The following is a 25,937-nucleotide window of genomic DNA, read 5'->3' as shown; positions in this document are numbered from 1 at the left end:
GAGCCGAATCGTACGGCCGTCACACCGATGCGGCTGTGGTTCGGCCGCGGTGCGGCTGTGAGTTTGGTCGGTGTGCGAGGTGGGGTACCCGCCGCAGTATGGACGCCGAGCACAGAGGTGATGGATCGTCGGGTGCCACCCTCGCCCCCGATGACCCGCGCAAACCCGACTCACCGACCGATCTGTCCACGCCGTCGTGGAAATATGTGCTGCGCAGGACGATTCGGGAGTTCAGTCGGGACCAGTGCACCGATCTCGCAGCCGCACTGACGTACTACGCCGTCCTGTCGCTGTTCCCTGCGCTGCTCGTCGTGGTCTCGTTGCTCGGCGTGTTCGGCCAGGGACAGACGACGGTCGACACCGTGCTCGGCATGGTCGAGGACCTCGGCCCGTCCTCCGCCGTCGACACCCTGCGAGGACCGATCGAACAGCTCGTGTCCGCACCGACAGCCGGATTCGCCCTGATCGTCGGTATTCTCGGCGCGCTGTGGTCGGCCTCGGGATATGTCGGCGCCTTCGGCCGCGCCATGAACCGGATCTACGAGATCGAAGAGGGCCGGCCCGTCTGGAAGCTGCGTCCGCTGATGCTGCTGATCACCGCTGTGGCCCTGGTGGCCGCCGGGACGACCGCCCTGATGCTCGTGATCAGCGGCCCGGTCGCACGCACGATCGGCGACGTCATCGGCCTCGGCGACACCGCCGTGACGGTGTGGAACATCGTCAAGTGGCCCGTGATGCTTGCGCTGGTGGTCATGATCGTCGCGGTGCTGTACTACGCGACGCCCAACGTGTCCCAGCCGAAGTTCCGCTGGGTCAGCCTCGGATCGCTCATCGCGATCGTCGTGTGGATCGTGGCTTCGGTGGCATTCGCCTTCTACGTCTCGAATTTCGGCAGCTACAACAAGACCTACGGCTCACTCGCCGGTGCGGTGATCTTCCTGTTGTGGTTGTGGATCACCAATCTGGCCCTGTTGTTCGGTGCCGAGTTCGACGCCGAGATGGAACGTGGCCGCCAGCTGCAGGCCGGTATGCCTGCCGAGAAGACATTGCAACTGCCCGAACGTGATTCGCGCGCGAGCGAGAAGAACGCCGCCAAGCTGGAGGAACTCGTCGAGCACGGGCGGAAGCTGCGCGAAGCCCACAGCGCCGACGGCTCCTCCGGAGAGGCGGCCGACCCCGTGGGCCCTACCGGGCCCACGACGGAAAGGAATCCGCGATGACGACACCCGGCAATGCGCGCCCCGTAGCCGAGCAACCGAAGAACCTGTCCACTGTCGAACTCACCGAGCGGCTCACCGAACAGGTCTCGACCCTCGTGCGGACCGAGGTCTCGCACGCGCTCGAGGAAGTCAAGTCCAAAGGCACCCGCATCGGTGTGGGCGTGGGGATCTCGGGTGCGGGAGCGATCCTGTTGTTCCTCGGTCTGGCGACCCTGATCGCGACGGCCGTGCTCGGCCTCGCCACCGCCGTCGAACCGTGGCTCGCGGCCCTCATCGTCGCGCTCGTGGTGCTCGCGGTCGGTGGCATCCTCGCCGCGGTCGGTGCCTCGAAGGCGAAGAACGCCGCACCGCCCGTGCCGGAACGCACGGTCGCCAGTGTCCGCGCCGACATCGACGCCGCGAAGGGAGCAACGAAGTGACCGCATCCGACAACGGTGGTCGTCCGGACGAGGTGGCCGACATCGAACGTCAACGGGCCGAACTCGCCGCGACCGTCGGCGAACTCACCGACAGACTCGACGTGCCCACCCGGGTCAAGCAGTCCGCGGCTGAACGGGCCCAGGAAGTCCGCAACCGGCCCGATCTGATCGCGGTGGCCGGCGGGGTCCTTGCGGCCGTGCTCGTGCTGGTGCTTGTGAGGCGCAGACGGAAGAAGTGACGTAGGCGTACTCGAGCGGACGGATACTCGTGTTCTGCACCGAGTATCCGTCCGCTGCTGTGTGCAGGCTCAGCGGGGCGTGCCGTCAGCCGCCGAGCTGTTCCTTCAGCGCGTCGAGCACGGCCGGGTCCTCGATCGTCGACGGCACGGTGTACTCCTCGTGGTCGGCAATCTGCCGCATGGTCTTGCGGAGGATCTTGCCGGAGCGCGTCTTCGGCAGGGCCTGGACCACGGTCACGTCGCGGAAGGTCGCGACCGCACCGATCTGGTCGCGGACCATCGTGACGAGTTCCTGACGCAGGGTCTCGGGCTCGATCTCCACACCGGCCTTGAGCACCACGTAACCCGAGGGGCGCTGGCCCTTCAATTCGTCGCGGATGCCCACCACGGCGCATTCGGCGACAGCGGGATGCGAGGCCACCACGGCCTCCATGCTGCCGGTCGAGAGCCGGTGCCCGGCAACGTTGATCACGTCGTCGGACCGGCCGAGGACGAAGACGTAGCCGTCCTCGTCGACATAGCCCGAGTCGCCGGTGAGGTAGTAACCGGGGAAGGTGTCGAGGTACGACCGGCGGTACCGGTCGTCGTCCTGCCACAGGCCGGCCAGTGTGCCCGGCGGCAACGGCAGGCGGATGACGATGTTGCCCTCGGTGTTCGGATCGACGCGCTTGCCCTCTCCGTCGACGATCTCGACCCGGTAACCCGGCACGGGGACAGTGGGGGAGCCGGCCTTGAGCGGCATCGCCTCGAGCCCACGCAGATTCGCCGCGATCGCCCAGCCCGTCTCGGTCTGCCACCAGTGGTCGACCACCGGGCGGCCGAGCACCTTCGTCGCCCAGTGGTAGGTGTCGGGGTCGAGGCGCTCACCGGCGGCGAAGAGCGTCTGCAGCGAGTTGATGGGGTACTTCTTCAGTTCCTCGGCGTTCGGATCCGCCTTGCGCACAGCGCGAATCGCCGTGGGAGCGGTGAACAGTGCCTTGACGCCGTTCTCGGCGATGATCCGCCAGAACGCACCCGCATCGGGGGTGCCGACGGGCTTGCCCTCGTACATCACCGTCGTTGCTCCGACCAGCAGCGGGCCGTAGACGATGTAGGAGTGGCCGACCACCCAGCCCACATCGGACGCGGTCCACCACACGTCGCCCGGATCGATGTCGTAGATGTTGCGCATCGACCACGTCAGGGCCACGGCGTGCCCACCGTTGTCGCGGACCACGCCCTTGGGCTTCCCGGTGGTGCCGGAGGTGTAGAGGATGTAGAGCGGGTCGGTCGCCGCGACCGTCACGGGCTCCGCAGGGGACGCGTCGGCGCACAGTTCGTCCCAGTCGAACCACGCCGCCGAGGACGTCTGGTAGTCGGCCGCCGATCCGGGGATCTGCTCGCGGTTCTTCACGATCACGGTGTGCGGCGGGGTCGGCGACAGGCCGATCGCCTGCTCGACGATCGGCAGGTACTCGACGGTGCGGCCGGGTTCGAGACCACCGGAGGCGGTGACGAGCACGACCGGCGTGGCATCGTCGATGCGGGTCGCGAGTTCCTTCGCGGCGAACCCGCCGAACACCACCGAGTGCACCGCCCCGATGCGGGCGCAGGCGAGCATCGCGATGGCGGCCTCGGGGATCATCGGCATGTAGACGATGACGCGGTCGCCGGCGGCGACACCCTGGTCGCGCAGCACACCGGCGAACTTCGCGACCTCGTCGAGCAGTTCGGCGTAGGTGTAGGTGCGCTTGGCCGGGACCATCGCCGAATCCCAGATCAGGGCCGGGCGGTCGCCGTTGCCGGCGTCCACGTGCCGGTCGAGTGTGTTGACGCTGGTGTTCAGGGTGCCGTCCGGGAACCACTTGTACGACGGTGCCGCCGAGTCGTCGAGAGCTCGCGTCGGCGCGCTCTCCCACTCGACCGCGCGGGCGGCCTCGAGCCAGAATCCCTCCGGATCCTCGGTGCTCCGACGGAACGCCTCCTCGTACGAGCCCATCGTTCGTGTCCTTCCTCGACGGCGGTTGTGGCCCGAACCACTCTATGTGACCTGCAAGGGGGTGGCTGCAGGTCTGCGTCGGACGGACACGACCAGGCGACGAACGGACGAAGTGCCTACCCTGAGCCGCATGACCTCGATCGCGGAAGACCTGCTGCTCCTGCTTCTGGACGACGAATCGGGAAAGGCTCTCGTCGACGGAGTGAAACTGCCCCGCGTTCTCGCGGGTGCGGTGCTCCTCGAACTCGCCCTCGACGACGTGGTGGCGGTCGACACCGAGGGGGAGCAGGTGAAGAAGGGGCGGATCGCGATACGCACCGAGGCACGACCCGCCGATCCGATCCTTGCCGAGGCAGTCGAGCGTCTCGGCTCGGGCAGGCCGCTGAAGCCGACGTCGGCCATCGAGAAACTGCAGAAGGACCTGCAGGAGAAGCTTCTCGCGCGGGTCGTCGAGCAGGGCTGGGTCTCGGAGGAGCGCGGGAGGATCCTCGGCGTGTTCCCGACGAAGAAGTGGCCCGCGATCGATTCCACCCACGAGCAGCGCGTCCGCGACCTGATCCGCGCGGCGTTGATCGACGGCCTGACCCCGGAGCCACGCACCGCGGCGCTGATCGCGCTGCTGTCGGCGGCGGATGCGGCGCCGAAGGTATTCCCGGACGCCGACAAGCGGACGGTGAAGAAACGGGCGAAGGAGATCGCGCAAGGCGAGTGGGCGGCCAAAGCGGTGCGCGACGCCGTCGCGTCCGTCAACGCGGCGATGACTACGGCCCTCATAGCCGGCGGAGCGGTCGCGGGTTCGAGCTGATCCGGATCGCGCCGCGTCAGGACGGGACGCCGAGCTTCCGGTACCGCTCGATCCGTCGCCGGTAGCGGTCCTCCGCGGGTTCCTCGGTGAGGATCGCGAGTTCGCGGGCCACCGCGGCACCGATCCGCTTGACGAACGAGACGGGTTCCTCGGTGGCGTCCGGATGCTCGGGGACGACCGCGTCGACGACACCGTTGCGCAGCAGATCGCGGGAGCGGATCCCCTGATCCTGCGCCATGGCCGGTGCGTGGGTGGTGTCGCGGTGCACGATCGCACTCGCGCCTTCGGGCGGGAGCGGGGCGAGCCAGCCGTGCTGCGCGCACAACACGCGGTCGGCGGGCAGCAGGGCGAGCGCGCCGCCTCCGGTTCCCTGACCGAGCAGCACCGAGACCGTCGGGGTGGGCAGAGTGACGAGATCGGCCAGGCAGCGGGCAATCTCGGGTGCGAGCCCGCGTTCCTCTGCCTCCTTCGACAGCGACGCGCCGAGGGTGTCGATGACGAGCACGAGCGGCAGGCGCAGTTCGTCGGCGAGACGCATCGCGCGGCGGGCCTCGCGCAGTGCTCCCGGCCCCATCGTGCGTTCGGGTGACTGTCCCGCACGGTCCTGGCCGAACATCACACACGACACGCCGCGGAACCGGGCGAGGGAGAGCAGGACGGTGCGATCGGATTCGCCCTCACCGGTCCCGGACAGGGGGACCTGCGCGGAGGCGGCGTGACGCAGCAACTGCCGGATACCGGGCCGTTCGGGCCGTCGGCTGAGCATCACCGACTGCCAGGCCGGGATGTCGGGCACGTCGTCGACGGTGGTGATCGCCGGACTCGACGTCACCTCGGGCCGGTTGCCCTCGACGAGTACGCGCAGCAGCCGGTGCACGACCTGACGCACACCGCCGAGGGGCACGACCCCGTCGATCACGCCCTTGCGGTACAGGTTCTCCGCGGTCTGGACGTCCTCGGGGAAGTTCTCCTGGTAGAGCGCCTTGTAGACGCGCGGACCGAGGAACCCGACGAGCGCGCCCGGTTCGGCGGCAGTGACGTGCCCGAGCGACCCCCACGACGCGAACACCCCGCCCGTCGTCGGATTGCGCAGGTACACGAGATAACCGAGATGTGCGGACTTGTGCGCAGCGACGGCGGCGGCGATCTTCACCATCTGCACGAAGGCGAGGGTGCCCTCCTGCATGCGGGTGCCACCCGAGGTGGGCGACGCGAGCAGGGGCAGTCCCTCGGCGGTCGCGCGTTCGACGGCGGTGACGATGCGTTCGGCGGCGGCGACACCGATCGAGCCTGCGAGGAAGGAGAATTCGCACACGATCAGAGCGACCCGGCGGCCGTGGACGGTGCCCGAACCGGTGAGCACGGATTCGTCGACCCCGGACTTCTCGGCGGCCCTGTCCAGATCGGCGAGGTACTTCTCGCCGGCCCCGACATCGATCGGCGGAACGTCCCAGGAGACGAAGCTTCCCGGGTCGAGCACCTTGTCGATGAACTCCTGCGCCGAGATCCTGCTACCGGCCACGTCGCCTCCACCTGTCCTCGTCCGTCGCGGTCAACCTATACCGACGCGAACGAGGGGGAGGACATGTGCGTGTTCTTGCGACACACCGCATATATCCTCCCCCTCGTTGTGGGATCGGCTATCGGCCGAGCGCTTCCTTCCACGTGACCGTCCGGCCGATGCGCAGGATCGACCGCTGGTAGATGCGCGCGGCGATCACACTGAGCATCGCGATCGCGGCGACCATCAGCACGATGGTGCCGACGATCTGCACCGGCGTGGCCACGCCCGCCGCGATGCGCAGCGGCATGAGGATCGCGGAGAACGGCGGGATCCAGCTCAGCGTGGTGCTCCATCCGGCCTCGGGGTCGTCCACCGACGAGAACGCCGCGAAGAACATCGCGAGAATCAGCATCACCAGCGGACCCGAGGTGGAATTGACGTCCTCCTGCCGCGACACCATCGACCCCGCCGCCGCGTAGAGGACGGCGAAGAACGCGAAGCCGAGGACGAACCAGCCGAGGGTGCCGGCGAGCACGCCGAGGGCGGTGCCGGTGATCGTGAGGGTGTCGGTGGCGAGCGCCGTGCCGACACCGACCGCGCCGTAGGCGGTGAGCTGCAGGAGCCCGACCGCGCCGATGCCGAGGATCTTGCCCCACAGCAGCTGCAGCGGACGCAGCGTGGACAGCAGCAGTTCGACGACACGCGAGGACTTCTCCTCGACGACACCCATCGCGACGTACATGCCGAACATCAGGATCTGCATGTACAGCAGGATCACCGCGATGATCGAGAGGATGATGCGTTGTCCCTGTTCGGGGTCCGGCGGGTCGATGGCGTCGACGGTCACGGTCGCCGCCGAGACGTCGGCCGCGACCGCGGCGGGATCGACGCCGCGGTCGGTCAGCGCGGCGACCTGGGCCTGCTGCACGACAGCGGCCTCGACGACCGCGCGGACGTCGGTGTCGAGTTCCGATTCGGTGATCGCTGTGACGGATGCGCCCTCGCCGGGGACGAGCGCGACGTCGAGATCGCCGGAGGACACCTGCTCACGGGCGGTGGCGGCGTCGGGAACGTCGGAGACCTCGAGCGGAGTGCCGACGGTCTCGCCGAGCGACTCGATCGTCGTCTGCAGCGCGGGCGCCCCCACGACTCCGACGGTGGGCCGGTCGTCGTCGCCGCCGGACAGGATCGAGGTGGCGACGATACCGACGACGATCGCGACGAGGATGATCGCGTTGCTGATCAGGAAGCTCTTCTTCTGAACCTGCGTGACGAACTCGCGCGACGCGACGAGACCGACCGCGCGGGCGTTGCTCAACGGGGCGCTCATGCGGAAACCACCTCTCGGAACAGCTCGGTCAGGGATGGGCGTCGGAGCGAGAACTCGTGGACCGGGCCGGTGGCCAGGGCCGCCTTGAGGATCAGCTGGTCGTCGGCGCCGGGGGTGACGGTGAGCACGGTGCGCTCGTCCTCGTACTCGGCGTGCGTGACGCCCGGCAGACCGTGCGCCCAGCCTCGGGGTGCCTGCGGCGCGTGGACGACGAGGAGCGCGTCGCCCTTGGACCGCAGGTCGTCGACGGTGCCCACGGCGCGCATCCGACCTGCGCCGATGATGCCCACGCGGTCGCACAGGCGCTGGACGAGGTCGAGCTGGTGGCTCGAGAACACCACCGGCACGCCATCTTTCGCCTTCTCGAGCAGGACGTCGCTCATGACGTCGACGGCTACCGGGTCGAGGCCGGAGAACGGCTCGTCGAGGACGAGGACCTTCGGGTCGTGCACGAGAGCCGCGGCGAGCTGCACGCGCTGCTGGTTGCCGAGCGACAGGGCGTCGACGGTGTCGCCGAGACGTTCTGCGATGCCGAGCCGTTCGGTCCACCGTTGCACCGCCTCCGACGCCTCCGACTTCGAAAGGCCGTGCAGCCGAGCGAGATAGGACAGTTGCTTGCCGACCTTCATCTTCGGATACAGGCCGCGTTCCTCGGGCATGTACCCGATGTTGCGGCGCATCTCGAGGTCGACCGGCTTCCCGTCGATGCGGACCTCGCCGGAGTCGGCGGCCAGGACGCCGAGGGTGATCCGCATAGTGGTGGTCTTGCCGGCGCCGTTGCTGCCGACGAAACCGAACAATTCGCCGGGGCGGACTTCGAAACTCACGCCGTCGAGAGCGACCGTGTCGCCGTAGCGCTTCGAGAGATTGTCGATCGTCAGTGTCACAGCAGGTCCTCCGGATCGTCGTCGGGGCGGGTCCAGGCGAGCAGAACGGCGGGCAGGCAACCGCTGAACAGTATCGAGGCGAGAGCGAATCCGCCTGCGGAATAGGCGAGTGCCCGATGGTCGATCGAGTCGATCGCCGGGCTCCACAGCAACGCGAAGATCGGGATCATCAGCAGGCCCTGCGCCACGGACAGACCGATCGAGCGGGCGCTGTTGCGCTCGGCGATCTCGCGTTCATCGAGGGCGCGACGGGGTGCATCGGACTGCCTTCCCGACACGATCTGCAGACACGTCCAAGTGGGCAGGAACACCAGCGTCACCGGCAGCCAGGCGATCGCCGCCGCCATCGTGAAGTACGACGCGATCGACGCGACGAACATCAGCGCGATCAGCACCATGACGGCGACGGCGAGGATGCGGCGGCGACGGCGGGTACGCCAGTTCGGCATCCACCCCCCGGTGATCTCCTCGTTCTTCAGGAACCTGCGGGTGCGGTACTCCTCGTAGCGATCGAGCAGGGATTCTGTGGTCATCTCAGGCCTCCTTCCGGGGCTTGTACAGCTCGGTCGACAACGGCGTGAACTCGGTACGGGAGAAGACGGCTTCGACCGGTAGTCCGAAGACATCGCAGATGCGGAAGGCGAGATCGAGGCTCGGATAGTGGTCGCCGCGTTCGAGTGCTCCGACGGTCTGCGGGTTCACATCGATGAGCGCGGCCAGTTGTGCGCGGCTCATGCCACGCTCCGCGCGCAGGACGCGGATGCGGTTGTAGATGGGGAGAGCTTCCCCACGACGTACCGGACTCATGGAACAAAGTGTTGTGAAAACCCAACGCTTTGTCAATGGGAGAGGATGGATCGATATGTCGTAGTGTTGTCAGTCGTCGTCGGCGAAACCGCGGAGACGGTCGAGTTCGCGGCGTTCCTTCTTCGTCGGACGGCCCGCCCCGCGGTCGCGGCGGGGGAGCGCCGCGAGGATCTCCTTCGGTGGAGGCGGGGGACTGTGATCGATGTAGGCGGTCGCGGCGATCGGTGCACCCACGCGCTTGTTCACGAGCTGGGTGACTTCGACGATCTTCTCCGTTCCGTGCGCGCGTACGCGGACCTCGGCTCCGATCGTCACCGGCGTCGACGGCTTGGCCGTCACACCGTCGACGCGGACGTGCCCGGCGCGGCACGCGCTCGCCGCGGCGGACCGGGTCTTGAACAGCCGGACCGACCACGTCCAGCTGTCCACGCGCACGCTTCCACCCATCTACATCAACTCCTCGCTCAGCTTCCCGTCGTCGAGCATCCATCGACGTGTCGTCCGTGTGGTCTCCAGCATGCGGCGATCGTGCGTGATCAGCAGTAGGGTTCCCTCGAAACTGTCGACGGCCTGCTCGAGTTGCTCGATCGCCGGCAGATCCAGGTGGTTGGTGGGTTCGTCGAGCACCAGCAGATTGACGCCGCGTGCCTGCAGCAGTGCGAGTCCCGCGCGGGTGCGTTCGCCCGGCGACAGCGACGACGCCGTCCGCAGGACGTGGTGCCCTTTGAGGGCGAACTTCGCCAGCAGGGTCCGCACGTCGGCGTCCGGCCAGTCGGGCACGTTGCGCCCGAACGCCTCGACCAGCGGTTCGTCCCCCTCGAACAGGCTGCGGGCCTGATCGATCTCGCCGACGAGAACACCCGACCCCAGCGACGCGCGACCGGTATCCGGTTCGATCGTGCCGAGCAGCAACCGGAGCAGCGTAGACTTCCCGGCGCCGTTCGGGCCGGTGACGACGATGCGTTCGCCCCACTCGACCTGCGTGGTGATCGGCCCGAGGACGAAGTCGCCCCGCTGGACGACGGCCTCGCCGAGGGTCGCGACCACCGTGCCGCTGCGTGGGGCGGCGGCGATGCACATGCGCAGTTCCCATTCCTTGCGCGGCTCCTCGACGACGTCGAGCCGCTCGATGCGCCGCTGCGTCTGACGCGTCTTCGCCGCCTGCTTCTCGGTGGCCTCCGCGCGGTGCTTGCGTCCGATCTTGTCGTTGTCCTTGGACTTGCGGCGCGCGTTGCGGACGCCGTGTTCGAGCCAGTTGCGTTGCATCCGGGCGCGTTCCTCGAGCTGCGACTTGGTGTCGGCGAACTCCTCGTACTGTTCGCGCGCGTGTCGGCGCGCCACCTCGCGCTCGACGAGATACGCCTCGTACCCGCCCTCGTAGACCGAGATCTGCTGCTGCACGGGATCGAGTTCGACGATGCCCGTCACCGTGCGCGCGAGGAATTCGCGGTCGTGGCTGACGACCACCAATGCCGTGCGTGTCTCGTCCACGAAGCGTTCGAGTCGTTCGAGGCCGGCCAGATCCAGGTCGTTCGTCGGTTCGTCGAGCAGGAGCACGTCGTAGCGCGACAGCAGCAGTGCCGCCAGCCCGGCGCGGGCGGCCTGGCCACCGGAGAGCGCCGTCATCGGAGCGTCGAGGCCCGCTTCCAGGCCGAGGTCGTCGATCACCTTCTCGGCGCGCTCGGCGAGGTCGGCCCCGCCGAGCGCCAGCCACCGTTCGAGCGCCGGGGTGTACTCGTCCTCGTCGGAGTCTCCGAGTCGCTCGGCAGCGGCGTTCATGACGTGTTCTGCCGCCGCGACACCCGTGCGACGTGCGAGGAAACCGAGGATCGTCTCGCCCGGCACCCGTTCGGGTTCCTGGGCGAGATAGCCGATGGTGGCGTCGGGCGGGCTGAGGACCACCGAGCCGGTGACATCGGCGTCACCGATCCCTGCGAGGGTCGTGAGCAGCGTCGATTTCCCGGCGCCGTTGGCCCCCACGAGGCCGATCACATCGCCGGGTGCGACGGTGAGATCGAGTCCGTCGAACAGGACACGTTCCCCGCGGGAGGCCGACAGGCCGTTGATACGAAGTGTTGCGCTCACGCTCCGAGTATCCCGGGTGCGACGAATCCGAGGTCCGGCGCGGGTCGGTACCGGCCACGAGCGGCCCCTCAGCCGCCGCACTCCGCGGGCACGATCCCATCGTCGCCCACCGGGACGGCGTCGAGTGGATTGTCGATCTCGTCGCGCCGCGTCCGGGCCGCGACGATCACGATCACCGCGGCGACGGCCGGCACCAACCCGGCGATCGCGAAGGTCGGCGCGAGCCCGACCGTGAGGGCCAGCGGCCCGGCCACGGCCATGGACAGCGGCATGAACACGATCGAGACGAAGAAGTCGAGACTCGAGACCCGACCGAGCAGGTGCGCGGGCACCCGCCGTTGCAGCAGCGTTCCCCACACCCCCGGGTGACCGATCAACCGATTTTTCCGTGAGCGTCGCCGTCAGCGTGCGGGTCCGACTTCGAGAACGATGTCTGCGGAACGCCTTTCGTCGTTCTCGGTGGTCCACTCGATCGACACGACGTCGCCGGGACGGTGACGGAGCAGACGTTCCTCGAGTTCTCCGGTCGACGAGACGCGCTCCCCGTCGAACGACACCACGACGTCGCCGGCGTCGAGACCGGCGTGATAGGCGGGACTGTCGTAGGACACCCACAGCACCTCGGCCCCGAGATCCTGCCCGTCCTTGCGGGCGGTGGTGACGCTCGCGCCCAGCCGGGGCGTCGGGCCCACGTGCACCGATCCTTCGCTCACTCCCGTCCGCACCTGCTCGACGACGGTGATCGCCTCGATGATGGGCACGGCGTACGCCTCGGGGGTCGTATCGGGCGAGGTGTCGATGTTCCGCTGCACCGCACCCGCGGTGTTGATCCCCACGACCGTTCCGTACTCGTCGACGAGCGGCCCGCCGGAATCACCCGGCCGGATCGGGGCATCGGTGCGGATCATCCCGGTGAGGCGGTGACGTGAACCGTCCGTGGCGTCGCGCACCACCACATTGCGGTCGAACTCGACGATGGTGCCGGGGGTCGCCACGACGACCCCACCGCCCTGGGAATTGCCGAAGGCCGTGACCCGGCTGCCCACCGGCGGCAGGTCCTCGGCGATCGCGGCGGCCGGAAGATCGCTCGCGGTGCCGAGCCGCAGGACGGCGAGATCGCGCTCGCGGTCGTAGCCGAGGACCTCCGCGTCGTAGATCAGACCGTCCGCGCCGCTCACCGCGCTGATATCGGTGGCTCCGCTCACCACATGATGGTTCGTGACGACCGTGCCGTCGGGGGTGATCACGATCCCGGTGCCCGTCATGCCCGTCCATCCCGCGCTCGCGTCGATCGTCACGACGACCGGCAGGGTGCGCGCGGTGAGTTCGTCGGCGGTCAGCGGTGTCGGGGAAGGAGCGACCGGCGCCGGCGGTGGGGGAGGGAGTGCGACGTCGACCAGGGCCGGTGCCGATGCGACGAGACTGGCGGTGGTCGCGAGCGCGACCAGCAGCACCGATCCGCCCCGCCCGCTCACTGCTGCGGCACCTCGCCGGTGAGATGGTCGACCAGTTCCCGGGCCGCGGCGCGACCGGCGCGGTTCGCTCCGATCGTGGACGCCGACGGGCCGTAGCCGACGAGATGGATGCGCGGATCCTTCGCGACGCGGGTCGCGAGCCGGCCGTCCATCGTGATGCCGCCACCGGCGTTGCGCAACGACAGCGGTGCGAGATGGTCGAGGGAACTCCGGAATCCGGTGCACCACAGGATGACATCGACGTCGAGTGTCCGGCCGTCGCTCCATCGGACGCCGGTCTCGGTGATCTCGGAGAACATCGGGGACCGCTCCAGCGCGCCGCGTTCGCGCGCGGCCCGCAGCGCCGGGGTGAGCGGGAGCGCGGTGACGGAGACGACCGATCCGGGTGGCAGTCCGCGTCGTACCCGATCCTCCACGAGCGCGACGGCGGCGTGACCGCGCTCGGCCGTGAAAGGTTCCTCGCTCCAAGCAGGTTCGCGTCGCGTCACCCAGGTGGTCTCGGTGACGCGGGAGATCTCGTCGAGGAGCTGGACCGCGGAGATGCCGCCACCGACGACGAGCACGTGCTGCCCGGTGAACTCCTCGGCCGTTCGGTAGTCCTTGGTGTGCAGCTGCCGTCCGGTGAATCGCGCGGCGCCGGGATACCAGGGGACGAAGGGGCGCTCCCAGGTGCCGGTCGCGTTGATGATGCCGCGTGCCGCGTAGACGGCCGATTCGGTCTCGACCCGCAATCGCTCGCCGCGGTCGCACACGACCCGCACGGTGGTGGGGCGGTGGACGGGAAGGTCGAACTCCTTCTCGTAGGCGGCGTAGTACTGCGGTACCGCAGAGGCTGCCGGAACCTCGCCCGCGGAGGTGTCGACGACGTCCGCGAACGCGAGGCCGGGCAGGTCGTGGACGCCGTTGACGGTGCTCAGTGTCAGTGACGGCCAGCGGTCCTGCCATGCCCCGCCGGGGCCGAACGAGCGGTCGAGGACGACGAATCCTGTTTCGGGTGCGACTCCGAAGCGGGTGAGGAAGTAGGCGGTCGACAGGCCGGCCTGCCCGGCGCCGATCACGACGATGTCGACCGGCGCCGCATCGGCGGTCTGTACCTCGGCCGCATCGAGTGCCTCGTCGGCGAGCATCGCGAGCCTCCCTCTCGGATCGTTGTCCTTCATCATGCCGCGATCGCGGCCGGTGCGCGGAGGGAACGCTGTCCGCAGCCGTAGAAATGTGATATCACTTTAATATCGCTTTGATCCTGGGAGGTAGGAACATGGATGTCGTGCAGTCGCCCGTGACCGTCGAGCGGCCGGGTGCCTCGTCCAACGGCTGGTCGGTACTGATCGCCGCTCTGGTCGCAATCGCCGTCGGCGCCGGTCTGATCGGCTGGGGAGCAGTGGATGTCACCGTTCCGCTGATCGTCGCCGGCGCCGTCATCGTGGTGCTCGCCCTCGTGCCGCTCGCCGGACTCGTCCTCGTCGAACCGAACGAGGCCCGTGTCCTCCAACTCCTCGGCAGCTCGTACACCGGCACCCTGCGCGAACCCGGTCTGCGCTGGATGAACCCGCTCAACACCCGCCGCAAGATCTCCACCCGCATCCGCAACCACGAGACGGGCAGAGCCAAGGTCAACGACGCCGACGGCAACCCCATCGAGATCTCGGCGGTCATCGTGTGGCAGGTCGAGGACACCGCGCGCGCCGTCTTCGACGTCGACGACTTCGAGGAGTTCGTCGCCGTGCAAACCGAGGCCGCGGTCCGCCACATCGCCGGTTCGTACCCATACGACGCTGCGCCGGAAGTGATGTCGCTGCGTCAGAATGCCGACGAGATCACCACCAAGCTCTCGGCCGAGGTCCACGACCGCGTGCAGTCCGCCGGTATCCGCGTCATCGAGACCCGCATCAACCAGCTCGCCTACGCACCCGAGATCGCCCAGGCGATGCTGCGACGTCAGCAGGCCGGCGCTGTCATCGCCGCCCGCGAACAGATCGTCAAAGGTGCCGTCTCGATGGTCGGCACCGCCCTGGCCCGCCTCGAGGCCGAACACACGGTCGAACTCGACGAGGAACGCAAGGCCGCGATGGTCTCGAATCTCCTCGTCGTGTTGTGTGGAGACCAGAGTGCTCAGCCCGTCCTCAACACGGGATCGCTGTACCAGTAGGGATCATGCGGCATGGTCGAACGTAAGAAGGTGCTGCTGCGCCTCGACCCGGCAGTCCACGACGCGCTCGCGCGGTGGGCTGCCGACGAGTTGCGCAGCACCAACGCCCAGATCGAGTTCCTGCTCCGGCGGGCCCTCACCGAGGCCGGCCGGATGCCGCGCGAGGTGGGGCGCATACGCGGACCGGGCCGTCCGCGTGCCGATGCCCACGACGAGGAGTGAGCAGACATGGCCGGCACGGCACGACGGGGAGGCACCACCGACGAGACGGGTCGCTACGCGGTGCTCTATCCCGCGCTCGCCGAGGCGGCCCACCGCGTAGGCGCGACCGCGATCGGTCTGATCGACGTGGGACGCCCCGCGGCGCTGAACCTGTGCGTCGACCGCGTGGGCATCACCTACAGCGACGGGGTGTTCCTGGGCGACCCGGATTCTCCTGTGCAGGAGAGCTGTTCGATCGTCCACGGCGGGGCGGTTCCCGACCGGACGATGCCTTCGGTGGTCAGGCGCGTCGCCGTGACACGGCACCGCCCCGACGTCGAGGACGCCCTGCTCGCCGAGGACCCACCCGTCCGGTTCTACGGCGACGTCGTGGAACTACTGTCCGAGGCGATCGCGGCGGTACCCGAGGATGCCCTGGTCGTCGTGACGACTACCAGGGCTCTGTCACGTCTGCCGATCCCGCGGCGCCCGTCGTTCGTCGACCGCCTTCGTGAGGCGGCCACGGGACGAACGGTCGCGTGGGTGTCGGCCGAGGGTGTAGGTGTCGCGCCGTCGGTCCCGACGCTCGGTGATCGTCCGGCCTCCGGCCACAGCATCGTCGGCATCGCGTTGTACGAGGGCGCCGAGCATCGGGTGGACGCGGTGGCGCGCTGCTGGTCGCGAGGCCGAATTCTCGACTGGTTCCACTGATCTCGATTCCACTGTTTCGGTGGTTCCACCCCCGCTCGGCGGGGTCGGATCCACCGAAATCGGATCAGGCGGCGAAGGTCGGTAGCAGGGTTCGCGTGATGCGAGCGGGCCAGTCCTCGTCCACCTCGCCGCGAAGCGCCTGCTCGGCGAAGTAGGCTCCGACCACGCAGTCCAGGAAGGTCTCCACATCGAGATCGGCGCAGACGGTTCCGTCGTCGCAGTGGCGTCGGATGGCCTCGGCGAGCATCTGCCGGTGGCGCATCAACAGAGATCGCATCAGCTCGGTGAACCACGGTTCCTGTTCGGTGACGAGCGCCGCGAGCCCACCGAGCCCGATGCCCTCGTCGACGGAGAGACGGGACTGCTCCACCACCCACCGCAGGAGCTCTTCGACCGTGGCCTCCGGTTCCGGGGGTGCCGATCGGGTGAGGGGTTCCATCACCGCCTCAGCATCTCGCTGCGATCCCGGTACCGGCGGTAGATCGTCGTCCGGGCCATGCCGGCGACGTTCGCGACCGCTTCGATCGTGACGGCCTTCGGCCCCTTCGTGCGCAGCAGCAGGAGCACCGTGTCGGCGATCCGCTGTTCGGGTGAGGTGTCGTCGCGGCGTCCATCGGCCTTCGGCCTCTTCTTTCGGGTGTCGGGTCGGCCGCTCTGGCGAGCATCTTCGCGCCGTGGTCGTTGGTCGATCCGGCGCCTCGCCCACACTCGCGGGGAGGGTGGAATGATGCGGGGTGTTCGGTGACGAAGGGATGGGGCGACACATGATCGGGATCAGCCGCGACGGCGACGTCGTGACCGTGGAACTGCAACGCGAAGAGCGTCGTAACGCGCTCAACACGCAGCTGTGCGTGGAGATCCGCGAAGCGGTGGACAAGGCCGTGGCGGACGACGCGCGTGTCGTGGTGATCACCGGGCGGGGCACGAGCTTCTGCGCCGGGGCCGATCTCTCCGGCGACGTCTACGCCGAAGGGTTCACCGACAGCCTCGCCGAGATGCTGCGCACCATCGTCGAGGCTCCGATCCCGGTGATCGCGGCCGTCAACGGCCCGGCCATCGGTGCCGGCACCCAACTGACGCTCGCGGCGGATCTGAGGGTCGTGGCGCCCACTGCACGATTCTCGGTTCCTGCTGCGCGCCTGGGTATCTCGGTGGATCGATGGACGGTCCGGCGACTCGCCTCGCTCATCGGCGGCGGTCCGGCACGCGCAGTCTTCCTCGCCGCCGAACCCGTCCACGCCGAGGAAGCCCTCACGCGTGGACTCGCCAATCGCATCGGCGACCTCGCCGACGCGCAGGCATGGGCGCACGAGATCGCGAAGCTCGCGCCGCTGTCGCTGAACGCGATGAAGTTGTTCCTCAACGACGACGGCACCCGCGACGAGGCCACGCCCGAGCAGACCGCCGCACTCGCCGCGGCGTGGCTCAGCGAGGACGCCCAGGAGGCCAGGCTCGCTCGTGCCGAGCGCCGCGACCCGACCTTCCGCGGACGATGAACATCCGGTCCGCCGTCTCGGCAGCGCTCGCCGGAGCAGGCACGCTGTGGGTCGCGCGCGCCGTGAACGGCCTGCCCGGTTCCATCGGCGCCTCGGTCCCCGACATCCGTCCCTACGCCGCCGCGTCGCCCCGCTACCGCGACGGTCGTTTCCACAACACCGACCCTGCGTCCGTGCTCGGCGCCGAGGCGGCGGGCGGTTTCGCGAAAGACCTGCTCACCCGCGGGTCGCGGGGGAGACCTCGCACCGAGGTGCCGTTGTCGACCTATCTCGCGCCGGTCGACGCGGCGGAACTCGCCGTGACGTGGTTCGGGCACTCGACCGCCCTCGTCGAGGTCGACGGCTACCGGGTGCTGTGCGACCCGGTGTGGAGCGAGCGCGTGTCACCCTCACCGACTGTCGGCCCGGCACGTCTGCATCCGGCGCCGGTCGAACTGCAGACCCTGCCGCGCCTCGACGCGGTGGTGATCTCGCACGACCACTACGACCATCTCGACCGATTCACGGTCGAGAGCCTCGCCGTGCTGCAGCCGACCGTCCGGTTCGTCGTGCCGCTCGGGGTGGGCGCGCACCTGCGCCGCTGGCGGATCGCCGAGGAACGCATCGTCGAACTCGACTGGGACGAACACGTCGAGGTGGACGGCCTGCGCATCACGTGCACCGAGGCCCGGCACTTCTCCGGGCGCGGCCTGCAGCGCAACATCACGTTGTGGTCGTCGTGGGTGTTCACCGGGCCGACGCGCCGGGTGTTCTTCGGCGGCGACAGCGGGTACACCCCGCGGTTCGCCGACGTCGGCGAGGCCTACGGCCCGTTCGACCTGACATTGCTGCCCGTGGGCGCCTACGACAAGCGATGGCCCGACGTGCACATGAACCCCGAGGAGGCGGTGCGCACGCATCTCGACCTCGGTGGCGTCGACCGTCACGACAGTCTGTTGGTCCCCGTGCACTGGGGAACCTTCGACCTCGCCTTCCACGCCTGGTCGGAGCCGATCACCCGCTTGCTGCCCGCCGCGCGGGAGTCGGAGGTGATCACGGCGGTGCCGATGCCGGGTCAGCGGATCGACGTGTCGAAGTCCGATGCGTCGAAGTCCGTCGCGGTCGATCCGTGGTGGCTCACGTCGAGCTGATCCCCCTGCCACGGCACCGGTTGTTCGCTTTCGTGCCCTAATCTGGTTCGTCATGGCAGTAGAAGAGCCCACGACGGTGGTGGGAACGGGCGAGGCACCGGTCCTCGCATCCGACCATGCAGCCACGGGGCTGTCCACCGAGCAGGTCGCCGAGCGTGTGGCACGTGGCCTCACCAACGATGTCCCCGACCGCGCGTCCCGATCGGTCAAGGACATCGTCCGGGCCAACGTGTTCACCCGGATCAACGCGATCCTCGGGGTGCTGCTGCTGATCGTGCTGGCCACCGGCTCGATCATCGACGGCATGTTCGGTCTGCTGATCATCGCGAACAGCGGCATCGGCATCATCCAGGAGGTGCGTGCCAAGCGCACCCTCGACAAGCTGGCCATCGTCAGCCAGACGAAACCCGTCGTGCGCCGGGACGGCATCGCCGCACCGATCGCTCCGCGCGAGGTGGTGCTCGACGACATCATCGAGCTCGGCCCCGGCGACCAGCTGGTCGTCGACGGCGAGGTGGTCGAGGCCCAGGGTCTCGAACTCGACGAGTCGCTGCTGACGGGTGAGTCGGATGCCGTGCACAAGGTGCCCAGCTCGACGGTGATGTCGGGCAGCTTCGTCGCCTCCGGCTCCGGCTCCTACCGTGCGACGAAGGTCGGCCGCGACGCCTACGCGGCGCGACTCGCGGAAGAGGCGAGCAAGTTCACGCTCGTGAAGTCGGAGCTGAACGCGGGCATCAACAAGATCCTGCGTTTCATCACCTACCTGATGATCCCGGCAGGTCTGCTCATCATCTACAACCAGCTCTTCTCCAGCGGCGAGTCGCTCGGCCCCGCGCTGAGCGGCATGGTCGCCGCCCTCGTGCCGATGGTGCCCGAGGGTCTCGTGCTCATGACGTCCATCGCGTTCGCGGTCGGAGTCGTCCGCCTCGGACGTCGTCAGTGCCTCGTGCAGGAGCTACCGGCGATCGAAGGCCTCGCGCGCGTCGACGTGGTGTGTGCCGACAAGACCGGCACGCTCACCGAGAACGGCATGCGCCTGTCCGATCTCGAGTCCCTCGACGGCAGCGGCCTCGACGAGGCCCGCGCCGCCCTGGCCGCGCTCGCGGCCGACGACCCGCGTCCGAACGCCAGCGTCCTCGCGATCGCCGAGGCGTTCCCCACCGCCCCCGGCTGGGGCGAGCCGACGGCGGTCGCGCCGTTCTCGTCGGCGAAGAAGTGGAGCGGCCAGTCGTACGGCACCCACGGCAACTGGCTGCTCGGCGCACCCGACGTGCTGCTCGACCCCGGCACCGAGGCGGCGCGACGCGCCGAGGAACTCGGCTCGAGCGGGCTGCGGGTGCTGCTCCTCGCATGCAGCGACCGCCCGGTCGACGACGAACTCGCCCCCGGCACGGTCACGCCCGTCGCGCTCGTCGTCCTCGAACAGCGGGTGCGCCCGGACGCGAAGCCGACCCTCGAGTACTTCGCCGGCCAGCAGGTCGACGTCAAGGTCATCTCCGGCGACAACGCGATCGCCGTCGGTGCGGTCGCCTCGTCGCTCGGCCTGCCGGGTAGCGCGTCTCCCATCGACGCGCGTTCCCTGCCGGAGGGCGAGAACGAACTCGCCGACGTCGTCGAAGGCTCGACGACCTTCGGCCGGGTCCGTCCCGATCAGAAGCGCTCGATGGTCGGCGCGCTGCAGTCGCGCGGTCACACCGTCGCGATGACCGGCGACGGCGTCAACGACGTGCTCGCCCTCAAGGACGCCGACATCGGAGTCGCGATGGGGTCGGGCAGTCCCGCGACCCGCGCGGTCGCACAGATCGTCCTTCTCGACAACAAGTTCGCGACGCTGCCCTACGTGGTGGCCGAGGGTCGCCGGGTCATCGGCAACATCGAACGCGTCTCCAACCTGTTCCTCACCAAGACGGTGTACTCGGTGCTGCTCGCCTTCCTGGTGGGCGTGTCGGGTGTGCTGTCGCAGGTGTTCGACTTCGAGCCGTTGCCCTATCCGTTCCTGCCCCGGCACGTGACGATCGCGGCGTGGTTCACCATCGGCATCCCCGCCTTCCTGCTGTCGCTGGCACCGAACAACGAGCGGGCACGCTCGGGCTTCGTCTCCCGCGTGATGCGACTGGCGATCCCCTCGGGCGTGGTCGTCGGTGTGGCGACCTTCGTCTGTTACGTGCTCGTCTACGGCGGCCCGGAGCAGACCGAGCAGCAGAAGATCCAGGCCGGCACCTCGGCCCTGATCACCCTGCTGATCATCGCGCTGTGGGTGCTCGCCGTGGTCGCCCGCCCGTACCAGTGGTGGAAGATCGTGCTGCTCGCCGGTTCGGTGCTCGGTTACGTGATCCTGTTCTCCGTGCCGTTCACCCGGGAGTTCTTCGCGCTCGATCCGTCGAACGTCGCGTACTCGACGATCGCGGTGACGTGTGGGCTGATCGGAGTCGTCCTCGTCGAGATCCTGTGGTGGGTGTCGGGACGCCTGCACGGTGAGCGCCGGCGCCTGTTCGCGGCCCCCGACGATCTGCTCCCGGGCGTACACTGACTCGAAGCACATGGTTCGGTGTGCCCGGACCCCACGGCAATCTGCACGAGGGAAGGACCGCGCTATGGGTTTCATGGATTCGCTCAAGGGCCTTGTGAACAAGGGCAAGGATTACGCCGAGAAGAACCCCGAGAAGGCCGACGGTTTCATCGAGAAGGCCGGCGACCACGTCGACGGACGTACCGGCGGGAAGTACGCCCAGCACGTCGACAAGGCGCAGGACGCCGCCCGCAGACATCTGGGTACTACCGGTAATCCCGCTCCGGGAGCGCAGCCGGAGCCGGGCGGGCAACCGGGTCCCGAGGGCGGCCCCGGGCCCGAAGCGCAGCCGGGACCGCGTCAGCCCTGATCACGACAGGTACGGCAGTACGGTGTCGCCGAAGGTGTCGATGAACGGACGCTGATCCGGCCCCACATGGTGCAGATAGATCTCGTCGAAACCGAGTTCGGCGAATTCGCACAAGCGGTCGACGTGTTCGGCGGGATCGTCGGACACGATCACCGCGCCCTCGAGAGCGCCGTCGTCGAGTTCGGCGGCGTGGGCCTCGAATTCCTCGGGCGTGGCGAGTTCTGCCATGAGTTCCGGCGGTAGGGCGTTCGTCGCCCACTGTTCCCGCGCGATCTCCCGAGCGCGTTCCCGCGTGGGCGCCCAACTCAGATGGACCTGCAGCACGGTCCGTCCGCGACCGCCCCCGTCGCGGTAGGCGCCGAGGATCCGCCGCAGGTCCTCGAGCGGGGCGTTCACGGTGACGAGACCGTCGACCCGGTCGGCGAAACGACCGGCCGTCTCGGGAGTCAGTGCGGGCAGCAGAATGTCGGGAGGAGTCTCCGGCCGGTCCCAGACCCGTCCGCGGTCGACCTCCACCGCGCCGTCGTGGTCGACGACTTCGCCCGCGTGCAGGCGTCGCACGATGTCGAGGTTCTCACCGAGGAGTTGCTGCCGTTCCTCCTTGGGTGGCCAGGCGACTCCGGACATGCGTTCGTTGCAGTGCTCGCCGCTGCCGAGTGCGAACCAGAAGCGCTGCGGGAACATCGATGCCAGAGTGGCGGTGGCCTGGGCGGTGACGACCGGGTGGTAGCGGAAGCCGGTCGCGGTGACGACACCGAAACGTAGGTCCGTGGTGGCCAGGGCCGCTCCGAGCCACGACCACGCGAACCCCGAGTGTCCCTGGCGGTGCGACCACGGTTCGATGTGGTCCGAGCACATGGCCGACCCGAAACCGGCCGCTTCTGCGAGCCGGACGTCCTCGAGCAGGCGGGATGGGGACGCCTGTTCGTGCGAGGCGTGAAAACCTATCAGCGTCATACCTGTCCGCTCCTCCGGTCGATCGGCGATCAGTACTTCTCGATGAGGGTCAGTGCAGCCGTCATGAGTGCGAGATGGCTTAGTCCCTGGGGGAGATTGCCGAGGAAGGTGCCGTCCTCGGCAATCATCTCCGAGTACAGGCCCGGGCGAACACCTTCGCGTCGGCGCCCTGATCGCGCACCACGCGGAGCAACCAGCTCATCACGGTGTGCACCTCCTCGCGATCGCCGAGACGGATGAGCGCGTGCAGGGTGTAGGCGGCGTCGCGCACCCAGGCGAAACGGTAGTCCCAGTTCTTCTCGCCGTCCGGGATTTCCGGAACGGACGAAGCCGCCGCCGATCGAGCGGCGGGCGAGCTCACCCCACGGCAACCGCCCGGCGACACCCGTGTCGATCGAATCGGTCACCCGGACCCGGCCCTGCGCGGTGGTGAAGACGGTGCTCAGCACGTTCGTACCCGTCACGTATGCGCGTTCTACGGTGAACTCGGCGACAGGCTGCAACTCGACGGAACCGCCCGCCGGTGCATCGAGCAGTCGTGCGAAGACCGGGTGCGAATCGAGGAGCGGAACCGGATACCAGTCCACCGAACCGTCCTCGGCGACGAGGGCGACGGTGTCACCGTCACCCAGCGCGGCATAGGTGCGCAGGTCCGCATAGCCGTCGTCGTCGCGGGCTGGGATCACACGCACTCCTCGCTGGGGCCGGGTATACGGCGGTCGATCGGTTGCATACCCCGGCCGCGTCGGGGCAAACGACCTGCCGGTCTCGCTGCGAGATCGGGTGTGCGGGCGCGTCGTGGAAGCAGGAGGGGCGGGGCGAACGGCATCCGGCAGGGCGGCCGAAGAAGAAGACGTGGCCGCCGTGTATCCGGGATTCGTTGTGCCACAGCGAATTTTTCACATCTTCTCGACATTGTGCAGGTAAGGGCGTGCAGCTATCGTGCGCCGTATACGTGGTGCAGACATCACCCGTCGTGCGACGACGAAGGGATCGGACGATGACCGCAGCGGCCTATGCCGAGTTCCTGCCCGAGAACTACCGATCGGCCTGTCGAGAACCGGAGTCCACCTGGTGGGACTGGCGCGGTCGCCGCGTCCACATCGCCCGCAACCCTCGCCCCGATGCTCCGGTGCGCGTGATGGGAATCCACGGCGCGGGCGGCCATTCCGCGGCGCTCTGGTCGTTCGCCTCGCTGGCCGCGGACGACGACGTGGACATCCTCTTCCCCGACATGCCCGTCTACGGACGGACCGTCGAACCCCGTCCCTCGCAGGTCCGGTACTGCGATTGGATCGACCTGCTCTGCGACCTCGTCGCAGCCGAACGCGCCGACGATCCCCGGCCGCTGGTCCTCTTCGGCGCGAGTATGGGCGGGATGATGGCCTACGAGGTCGCGGTTCGCACCGGGCAGGTGGCCGCGGTGATCGCGACCTGCCTCCTGGATCCCGGCGATGCCGAAGCCCGGGCGGCTGCAGCCCGATGGGGCTTCGCCGGAAGGATGGCACCCTCGGTTCTGCCGCCCGTGGCCCGGGTGGCGGGTGATCTCCGGTTGCCGATCAGATGGCTCGTGCGGATGAACCGGATGAGCAACGACCGTGACCTCACACGCATGTGCGAGTCCGATTCTCTCGGGGGAGGGGTCCGGATCCCGCTGGGATTTCTGGCCGACTGGTTCACCTACCCGCACACCGCACCCGAGGACTTCACCGCAGTCCCGGTGACGCTCGTGCATCCCGCCGCCGACCGCTGGACCCCACCGGAAACCAGCCTGCGGTTCCTCGACCGCATCTCCGGGCCGACGCAGGCAGTCCTGCTCGAGAACTGCGGGCACTGGCCGATCGAGGAGCCCGGCCTCACTCGGCTGATCGCCGCGACGCGCGCCGTCATCGCAGGGGTGGCCGAACAGGCGTAACCACGGAGCCGGCACCCGGACGCGGGTTCCTTTCGGGCGGCCGCCGGCTGTGTCACCATCACACCGTGAACCGGACACCTGGCACGGTGCCGTCGCGATGAACGGCGCGTGGATCCTGCTGGTCGTCATCGCCGGGATCGCGGTGACCGCCGTCGCGTCGCGTCGCGACCTGCAGGCTCCGCTCGTGCTCGTCACCGTCGGCGCACTGGTGTCGTTCGTGCCGGGTCTGCCGCGGCTCGAACTGGATCCGGAGGTCATCCTCGGGGTCGTCCTGCCGCCGCTGCTGTATTCGTCGGCCCTGCGGTTCTCGGTCCCTACCTTCGGGCAGTATCTGCCGTCGATCCTGCGGCTCGGGATCTACACGGTGCTCGTCACGGCGTTCGTCGTGGCGTGGACGGCGTCCGCGATGATGGCGACGCTGACCTTCGGTGCGGCACTCGCTCTCGGCGCGGTCGTCGCACCGACCGACGCGGTCAGTGCCGTCGCCGTGGGACAGCGACTCGGACTGCCGAAACGGGTCATCGCGGTGCTGACCGGGGAAGGTCTGGTCAACGACGCCACCGCCCTGACCCTGTTCACCGTTGCGATCTCGGCCGTCACGGGAACGCACATCCTCGCTGATTCGCCGGTACTGTTCTTCCTCTACGAGGTCGCGGGCGGGGTCGCTGTCGGTCTGGCGCTCGCGTATATCGTCCACCTGATCCGCGCCCGGATGTACGACTCGCCGCTCGAGACCGTGCTGGGGCTGGTGCTGCCGTTCGCGGCCTATCTCGCCGCCGAGGAGATCCACGCCTCGGGAGTGCTCGCCGTCGTCGCTGCCGGACTGTTCATCGGGCACCGTGCCACCGAGGTCTCGGTGAGCACGCGACTGCAGGAACGCGCGGTGTGGAAGAGCGTCGACGTGGTGCTCGAGACTTTCGTCTTCGCCTACATGGGCCTGCAATTCCGGTTCGTCCTCGACGAGGTCCGCGACAGCGGCGCCGACCTGCGCCTCGCGTTGCTCGGTGCAGTGGTGATCCTGCTCGTCGTCATGATCGTGCGACCCGCATGGGGTCTGCTGCACTGGGGGCGACGCGCGCTCGTGCGGCGCGCCGGATCCGAACGCCTCGGCCGCGACCAACTGAACTTCCGGGAACATGTCGTGGTGTCGTGGGCGGGCATGCGTGGGGTCGTCACCCTCGCCGCAGCCGGTGGGGTGCCCGTGGTGATCGCATCGGGTGCTGCCTTCCCCGGCCGCGAGATGATCCAGATCTCCGCGCTGGTCGTCGCCATCGGCACACTCCTCATCCAGGGCGCGACGATGCCGTGGCTCATCCGCAGACTCGACGTCACCGACCCCTACGAGCGGCTGCGGACCGAGGAACAGATGACCGTGGCCCGCAGGATCTCGGCCGAGTCGAGCGACCGGGTTCTCACCGAACTCGCCGCGCATCCACCTGACGGCGTGGACCCGGAGATCTACGACAGACTTCTGGCCAAGGCACGCAAGTCACTCCGATCCCGGCAGGAGGCGGAGACCGTCGAGGACACCGCGGAGGACGCCGGAACACGACTGGCCGCGTTGTTCGACGACATCCGGCGAGCGTCCCTGCGGGCGCGACGACAGGATCTCATCGACGCACGTGATCGCGGGGAACTCGACGACGAGATTCTCCGCGACGTGCTGGAGAGTCTCGATGTCGACGAGGCAGCCGTCGAGGAACGCATCCGCCGCCGTCAGGACGGCAGTGCACAACAGTAGGACGACAGC

The 25,937-nt window shown here is 68.6% G+C and carries 27 protein-coding genes and 1 pseudogene; 13 read left to right on the top strand and 15 right to left on the bottom strand.

Annotated features, from left to right (window positions below):
- The first annotated feature begins 98 nt into the window (after nucleotides 1-98).
- From BLV31_RS21385 to BLV31_RS21375, 3 genes are read left to right on the top strand one after another with little or no spacing between them, the layout of a single operon-like run.
- The gene (locus BLV31_RS21385) at nucleotides 99-1,220 is read left to right on the top strand and encodes a YihY/virulence factor BrkB family protein (RefSeq protein WP_024103103.1); all 1,122 of its coding nucleotides are present in this window, start codon (nucleotides 99-101) and stop codon (nucleotides 1,218-1,220) included.
- Nucleotides 1,217-1,639, top strand: a complete 423-nt coding sequence (locus tag BLV31_RS21380) for a phage holin family protein (RefSeq protein WP_006551639.1) — start codon at nucleotides 1,217-1,219, stop codon at nucleotides 1,637-1,639. Before BLV31_RS21385 ends, BLV31_RS21380 begins: the two co-directional genes overlap by 4 nt.
- Complete coding sequence (locus BLV31_RS21375) at nucleotides 1,636-1,878, top strand: DUF3618 domain-containing protein (RefSeq protein WP_060652010.1); 243 nt, start codon at nucleotides 1,636-1,638, stop codon at nucleotides 1,876-1,878. The genes BLV31_RS21380 and BLV31_RS21375 overlap by 4 nt, the downstream gene beginning before the upstream one ends.
- 85 nt (nucleotides 1,879-1,963) lie before the next feature.
- Here BLV31_RS21375 and BLV31_RS21370 read toward each other — a convergent pair whose 3' ends face one another.
- Complete coding sequence (locus BLV31_RS21370; protein ID WP_064060210.1) at nucleotides 1,964-3,856, bottom strand: propionyl-CoA synthetase; 1,893 nt, start codon at nucleotides 3,854-3,856, stop codon at nucleotides 1,964-1,966.
- A gap of 130 nt (nucleotides 3,857-3,986) precedes the next feature.
- Here BLV31_RS21370 and BLV31_RS21365 point away from each other — a divergent pair, with 130 nt between their 5' ends.
- Nucleotides 3,987-4,661 (top strand): GOLPH3/VPS74 family protein, encoded by a 675-nt coding sequence (locus BLV31_RS21365; RefSeq protein ID WP_064060209.1) that lies wholly within the window; start codon nucleotides 3,987-3,989, stop codon nucleotides 4,659-4,661.
- Between the two features lie 16 nt (nucleotides 4,662-4,677).
- Here BLV31_RS21365 and BLV31_RS21360 read toward each other — a convergent pair whose 3' ends face one another.
- From BLV31_RS21360 to BLV31_RS21315, 10 genes and pseudogenes are all read right to left on the bottom strand, one after another.
- A complete protein-coding gene (locus BLV31_RS21360) occupies nucleotides 4,678-6,183 on the bottom strand; it encodes a carboxyl transferase domain-containing protein (protein WP_064060208.1) in 1,506 nt (501 codons plus the stop codon).
- A gap of 118 nt (nucleotides 6,184-6,301) precedes the next feature.
- On the bottom strand, nucleotides 6,302-7,495 hold the full coding sequence (locus tag BLV31_RS21355; protein ID WP_064060207.1) for an ABC transporter permease: 1,194 nt from the start codon (nucleotides 7,493-7,495) through the stop codon (nucleotides 6,302-6,304).
- Entirely contained in the window at nucleotides 7,492-8,382 is an 891-nt protein-coding gene (locus tag BLV31_RS21350; protein WP_006551633.1) for an ABC transporter ATP-binding protein, read from the bottom strand. Before BLV31_RS21350 ends, BLV31_RS21355 begins: the two co-directional genes overlap by 4 nt.
- Nucleotides 8,379-8,915: a hypothetical protein gene (locus BLV31_RS21345; protein WP_006551632.1), complete on the bottom strand. Its 537-nt coding sequence runs from the start codon at nucleotides 8,913-8,915 to the stop codon at nucleotides 8,379-8,381. The genes BLV31_RS21350 and BLV31_RS21345 overlap by 4 nt, the downstream gene beginning before the upstream one ends.
- Nucleotide 8,916: 1 nt before the next feature.
- Nucleotides 8,917-9,189, bottom strand: coding sequence for a helix-turn-helix transcriptional regulator (locus tag BLV31_RS21340; protein ID WP_033096769.1), 273 nt, complete (start codon nucleotides 9,187-9,189; stop codon nucleotides 8,917-8,919).
- Between the two features lie 69 nt (nucleotides 9,190-9,258).
- Entirely contained in the window at nucleotides 9,259-9,636 is a 378-nt protein-coding gene (locus BLV31_RS21335; protein ID WP_006551630.1) for an RNA-binding S4 domain-containing protein, read from the bottom strand.
- Nucleotides 9,637-11,274, bottom strand: coding sequence for an ABC-F family ATP-binding cassette domain-containing protein (locus BLV31_RS21330; protein ID WP_064060206.1), 1,638 nt, complete (start codon nucleotides 11,272-11,274; stop codon nucleotides 9,637-9,639).
- A gap of 68 nt (nucleotides 11,275-11,342) precedes the next feature.
- A pseudogene (locus BLV31_RS21325) lies at nucleotides 11,343-11,633 on the bottom strand (MFS transporter); the annotation flags it as partial.
- A gap of 42 nt (nucleotides 11,634-11,675) precedes the next feature.
- The gene (locus BLV31_RS21320) at nucleotides 11,676-12,749 is read right to left on the bottom strand and encodes a S1C family serine protease (RefSeq protein WP_072740563.1); all 1,074 of its coding nucleotides are present in this window, start codon (nucleotides 12,747-12,749) and stop codon (nucleotides 11,676-11,678) included.
- Nucleotides 12,746-13,876, bottom strand: a complete 1,131-nt coding sequence (locus tag BLV31_RS21315; RefSeq protein WP_006551626.1) for an NAD(P)-binding domain-containing protein — start codon at nucleotides 13,874-13,876, stop codon at nucleotides 12,746-12,748. The genes BLV31_RS21320 and BLV31_RS21315 overlap by 4 nt, the downstream gene beginning before the upstream one ends.
- 131 nt (nucleotides 13,877-14,007) lie before the next feature.
- Between BLV31_RS21315 and BLV31_RS21310 the strand changes: the two genes are divergently transcribed.
- Genes BLV31_RS21310 through BLV31_RS21300 form a run of 3 tightly spaced genes read left to right on the top strand, consistent with a single transcriptional unit; the run spans nucleotide 14,008 to nucleotide 15,810 of the window.
- Nucleotides 14,008-14,898, top strand: a complete 891-nt coding sequence (locus BLV31_RS21310) for an SPFH domain-containing protein (RefSeq protein WP_006551625.1) — start codon at nucleotides 14,008-14,010, stop codon at nucleotides 14,896-14,898.
- A 12-nt stretch (nucleotides 14,899-14,910) separates the two neighbouring features.
- Nucleotides 14,911-15,120: a type II toxin-antitoxin system antitoxin gene (locus tag BLV31_RS21305; protein WP_006551624.1), complete on the top strand. Its 210-nt coding sequence runs from the start codon at nucleotides 14,911-14,913 to the stop codon at nucleotides 15,118-15,120.
- 6 nt (nucleotides 15,121-15,126) lie between these two features.
- Nucleotides 15,127-15,810, top strand: coding sequence for a DUF2332 family protein (locus tag BLV31_RS21300; protein ID WP_064060204.1), 684 nt, complete (start codon nucleotides 15,127-15,129; stop codon nucleotides 15,808-15,810).
- 64 nt (nucleotides 15,811-15,874) lie between these two features.
- On the opposite strand, the gene BLV31_RS25615 is transcribed toward BLV31_RS21300, so the two are convergent.
- Both BLV31_RS25615 and BLV31_RS25610 read right to left on the bottom strand, forming a co-directional pair.
- Entirely contained in the window at nucleotides 15,875-16,252 is a 378-nt protein-coding gene (locus BLV31_RS25615) for a TetR family transcriptional regulator C-terminal domain-containing protein (protein ID WP_232512399.1), read from the bottom strand.
- Complete coding sequence (locus BLV31_RS25610; protein ID WP_232512397.1) at nucleotides 16,249-16,518, bottom strand: TetR/AcrR family transcriptional regulator; 270 nt, start codon at nucleotides 16,516-16,518, stop codon at nucleotides 16,249-16,251. Before BLV31_RS25610 ends, BLV31_RS25615 begins: the two co-directional genes overlap by 4 nt.
- Before the next feature lie 56 nt (nucleotides 16,519-16,574).
- Between BLV31_RS25610 and BLV31_RS21290 the strand changes: the two genes are divergently transcribed.
- The 4 genes from BLV31_RS21290 (at nucleotide 16,575) to BLV31_RS21275 (ending at nucleotide 21,315) form a co-directional block, all read left to right on the top strand.
- On the top strand, nucleotides 16,575-17,306 hold the full coding sequence (locus tag BLV31_RS21290; protein ID WP_064060203.1) for an enoyl-CoA hydratase: 732 nt from the start codon (nucleotides 16,575-16,577) through the stop codon (nucleotides 17,304-17,306).
- Nucleotides 17,303-18,436, top strand: coding sequence for an MBL fold metallo-hydrolase (locus BLV31_RS21285; protein ID WP_064060202.1), 1,134 nt, complete (start codon nucleotides 17,303-17,305; stop codon nucleotides 18,434-18,436). The genes BLV31_RS21290 and BLV31_RS21285 overlap by 4 nt, the downstream gene beginning before the upstream one ends.
- 52 nt (nucleotides 18,437-18,488) lie before the next feature.
- A complete protein-coding gene (locus BLV31_RS21280; RefSeq protein ID WP_064060201.1) occupies nucleotides 18,489-20,966 on the top strand; it encodes an HAD-IC family P-type ATPase in 2,478 nt (825 codons plus the stop codon).
- Between the two features lie 64 nt (nucleotides 20,967-21,030).
- Nucleotides 21,031-21,315, top strand: a complete 285-nt coding sequence (locus tag BLV31_RS21275) for an antitoxin (protein ID WP_064060200.1) — start codon at nucleotides 21,031-21,033, stop codon at nucleotides 21,313-21,315.
- Here BLV31_RS21275 and BLV31_RS21270 read toward each other — a convergent pair whose 3' ends face one another.
- On the bottom strand, nucleotides 21,316-22,272 hold the full coding sequence (locus BLV31_RS21270) for a TIGR03885 family FMN-dependent LLM class oxidoreductase (protein ID WP_064060199.1): 957 nt from the start codon (nucleotides 22,270-22,272) through the stop codon (nucleotides 21,316-21,318).
- A gap of 29 nt (nucleotides 22,273-22,301) precedes the next feature.
- On the bottom strand, nucleotides 22,302-22,958 hold the full coding sequence (locus tag BLV31_RS26055; protein WP_428839079.1) for a trehalase-like domain-containing protein: 657 nt from the start codon (nucleotides 22,956-22,958) through the stop codon (nucleotides 22,302-22,304).
- Nucleotides 22,959-23,272: 314 nt separating this feature from the next.
- Between BLV31_RS26055 and BLV31_RS21260 the strand changes: the two genes are divergently transcribed.
- Nucleotides 23,273-24,187, top strand: coding sequence for an alpha/beta hydrolase (locus tag BLV31_RS21260; protein WP_064060197.1), 915 nt, complete (start codon nucleotides 23,273-23,275; stop codon nucleotides 24,185-24,187).
- Between the two features lie 97 nt (nucleotides 24,188-24,284).
- Complete coding sequence (locus tag BLV31_RS21255) at nucleotides 24,285-25,928, top strand: Na+/H+ antiporter (RefSeq protein ID WP_064060196.1); 1,644 nt, start codon at nucleotides 24,285-24,287, stop codon at nucleotides 25,926-25,928.
- The last annotated feature ends 9 nt before the right edge of the window (nucleotides 25,929-25,937 follow it).

Origin of the sequence: Rhodococcus pyridinivorans (assembly GCF_900105195.1) — a bacterium.
Taxonomy (GTDB): Bacteria; Actinomycetota; Actinomycetes; order Mycobacteriales; family Mycobacteriaceae; genus Rhodococcus; species Rhodococcus pyridinivorans.
This window is presented reverse-complemented; position numbering and strand designations above follow the sequence as displayed.

Coding starts and splice junctions, on each gene's coding strand:
- BLV31_RS21385 (WP_024103103.1), top strand. CDS start 99: ATGGACGCCGAGCACAGAGGTGATGGATCGTCGGGTGCCACCCTCGCC.
- BLV31_RS21380 (WP_006551639.1), top strand. CDS start 1,217: ATGACGACACCCGGCAATGCGCGCCCCGTAGCCGAGCAACCGAAGAAC.
- BLV31_RS21370 (WP_064060210.1), bottom strand. CDS start 3,856: ATGGGCTCGTACGAGGAGGCGTTCCGTCGGAGCACCGAGGATCCGGAG.
- BLV31_RS21365 (WP_064060209.1), top strand. CDS start 3,987: ATGACCTCGATCGCGGAAGACCTGCTGCTCCTGCTTCTGGACGACGAA.
- BLV31_RS21355 (WP_064060207.1), bottom strand. CDS start 7,495: ATGAGCGCCCCGTTGAGCAACGCCCGCGCGGTCGGTCTCGTCGCGTCG.
- BLV31_RS21345 (WP_006551632.1), bottom strand. CDS start 8,915: ATGACCACAGAATCCCTGCTCGATCGCTACGAGGAGTACCGCACCCGC.
- BLV31_RS21340 (WP_033096769.1), bottom strand. CDS start 9,189: ATGAGTCCGGTACGTCGTGGGGAAGCTCTCCCCATCTACAACCGCATC.
- BLV31_RS21335 (WP_006551630.1), bottom strand. CDS start 9,636: ATGGGTGGAAGCGTGCGCGTGGACAGCTGGACGTGGTCGGTCCGGCTG.
- BLV31_RS21315 (WP_006551626.1), bottom strand. CDS start 13,876: ATGCTCGCCGACGAGGCACTCGATGCGGCCGAGGTACAGACCGCCGAT.
- BLV31_RS21310 (WP_006551625.1), top strand. CDS start 14,008: ATGGATGTCGTGCAGTCGCCCGTGACCGTCGAGCGGCCGGGTGCCTCG.
- BLV31_RS21305 (WP_006551624.1), top strand. CDS start 14,911: ATGGTCGAACGTAAGAAGGTGCTGCTGCGCCTCGACCCGGCAGTCCAC.
- BLV31_RS21300 (WP_064060204.1), top strand. CDS start 15,127: ATGGCCGGCACGGCACGACGGGGAGGCACCACCGACGAGACGGGTCGC.
- BLV31_RS21290 (WP_064060203.1), top strand. CDS start 16,575: ATGATCGGGATCAGCCGCGACGGCGACGTCGTGACCGTGGAACTGCAA.
- BLV31_RS21285 (WP_064060202.1), top strand. CDS start 17,303: ATGAACATCCGGTCCGCCGTCTCGGCAGCGCTCGCCGGAGCAGGCACG.
- BLV31_RS21280 (WP_064060201.1), top strand. CDS start 18,489: ATGGCAGTAGAAGAGCCCACGACGGTGGTGGGAACGGGCGAGGCACCG.
- BLV31_RS21275 (WP_064060200.1), top strand. CDS start 21,031: ATGGGTTTCATGGATTCGCTCAAGGGCCTTGTGAACAAGGGCAAGGAT.
- BLV31_RS21270 (WP_064060199.1), bottom strand. CDS start 22,272: ATGACGCTGATAGGTTTTCACGCCTCGCACGAACAGGCGTCCCCATCC.
- BLV31_RS21260 (WP_064060197.1), top strand. CDS start 23,273: ATGACCGCAGCGGCCTATGCCGAGTTCCTGCCCGAGAACTACCGATCG.
- BLV31_RS21255 (WP_064060196.1), top strand. CDS start 24,285: ATGAACGGCGCGTGGATCCTGCTGGTCGTCATCGCCGGGATCGCGGTG.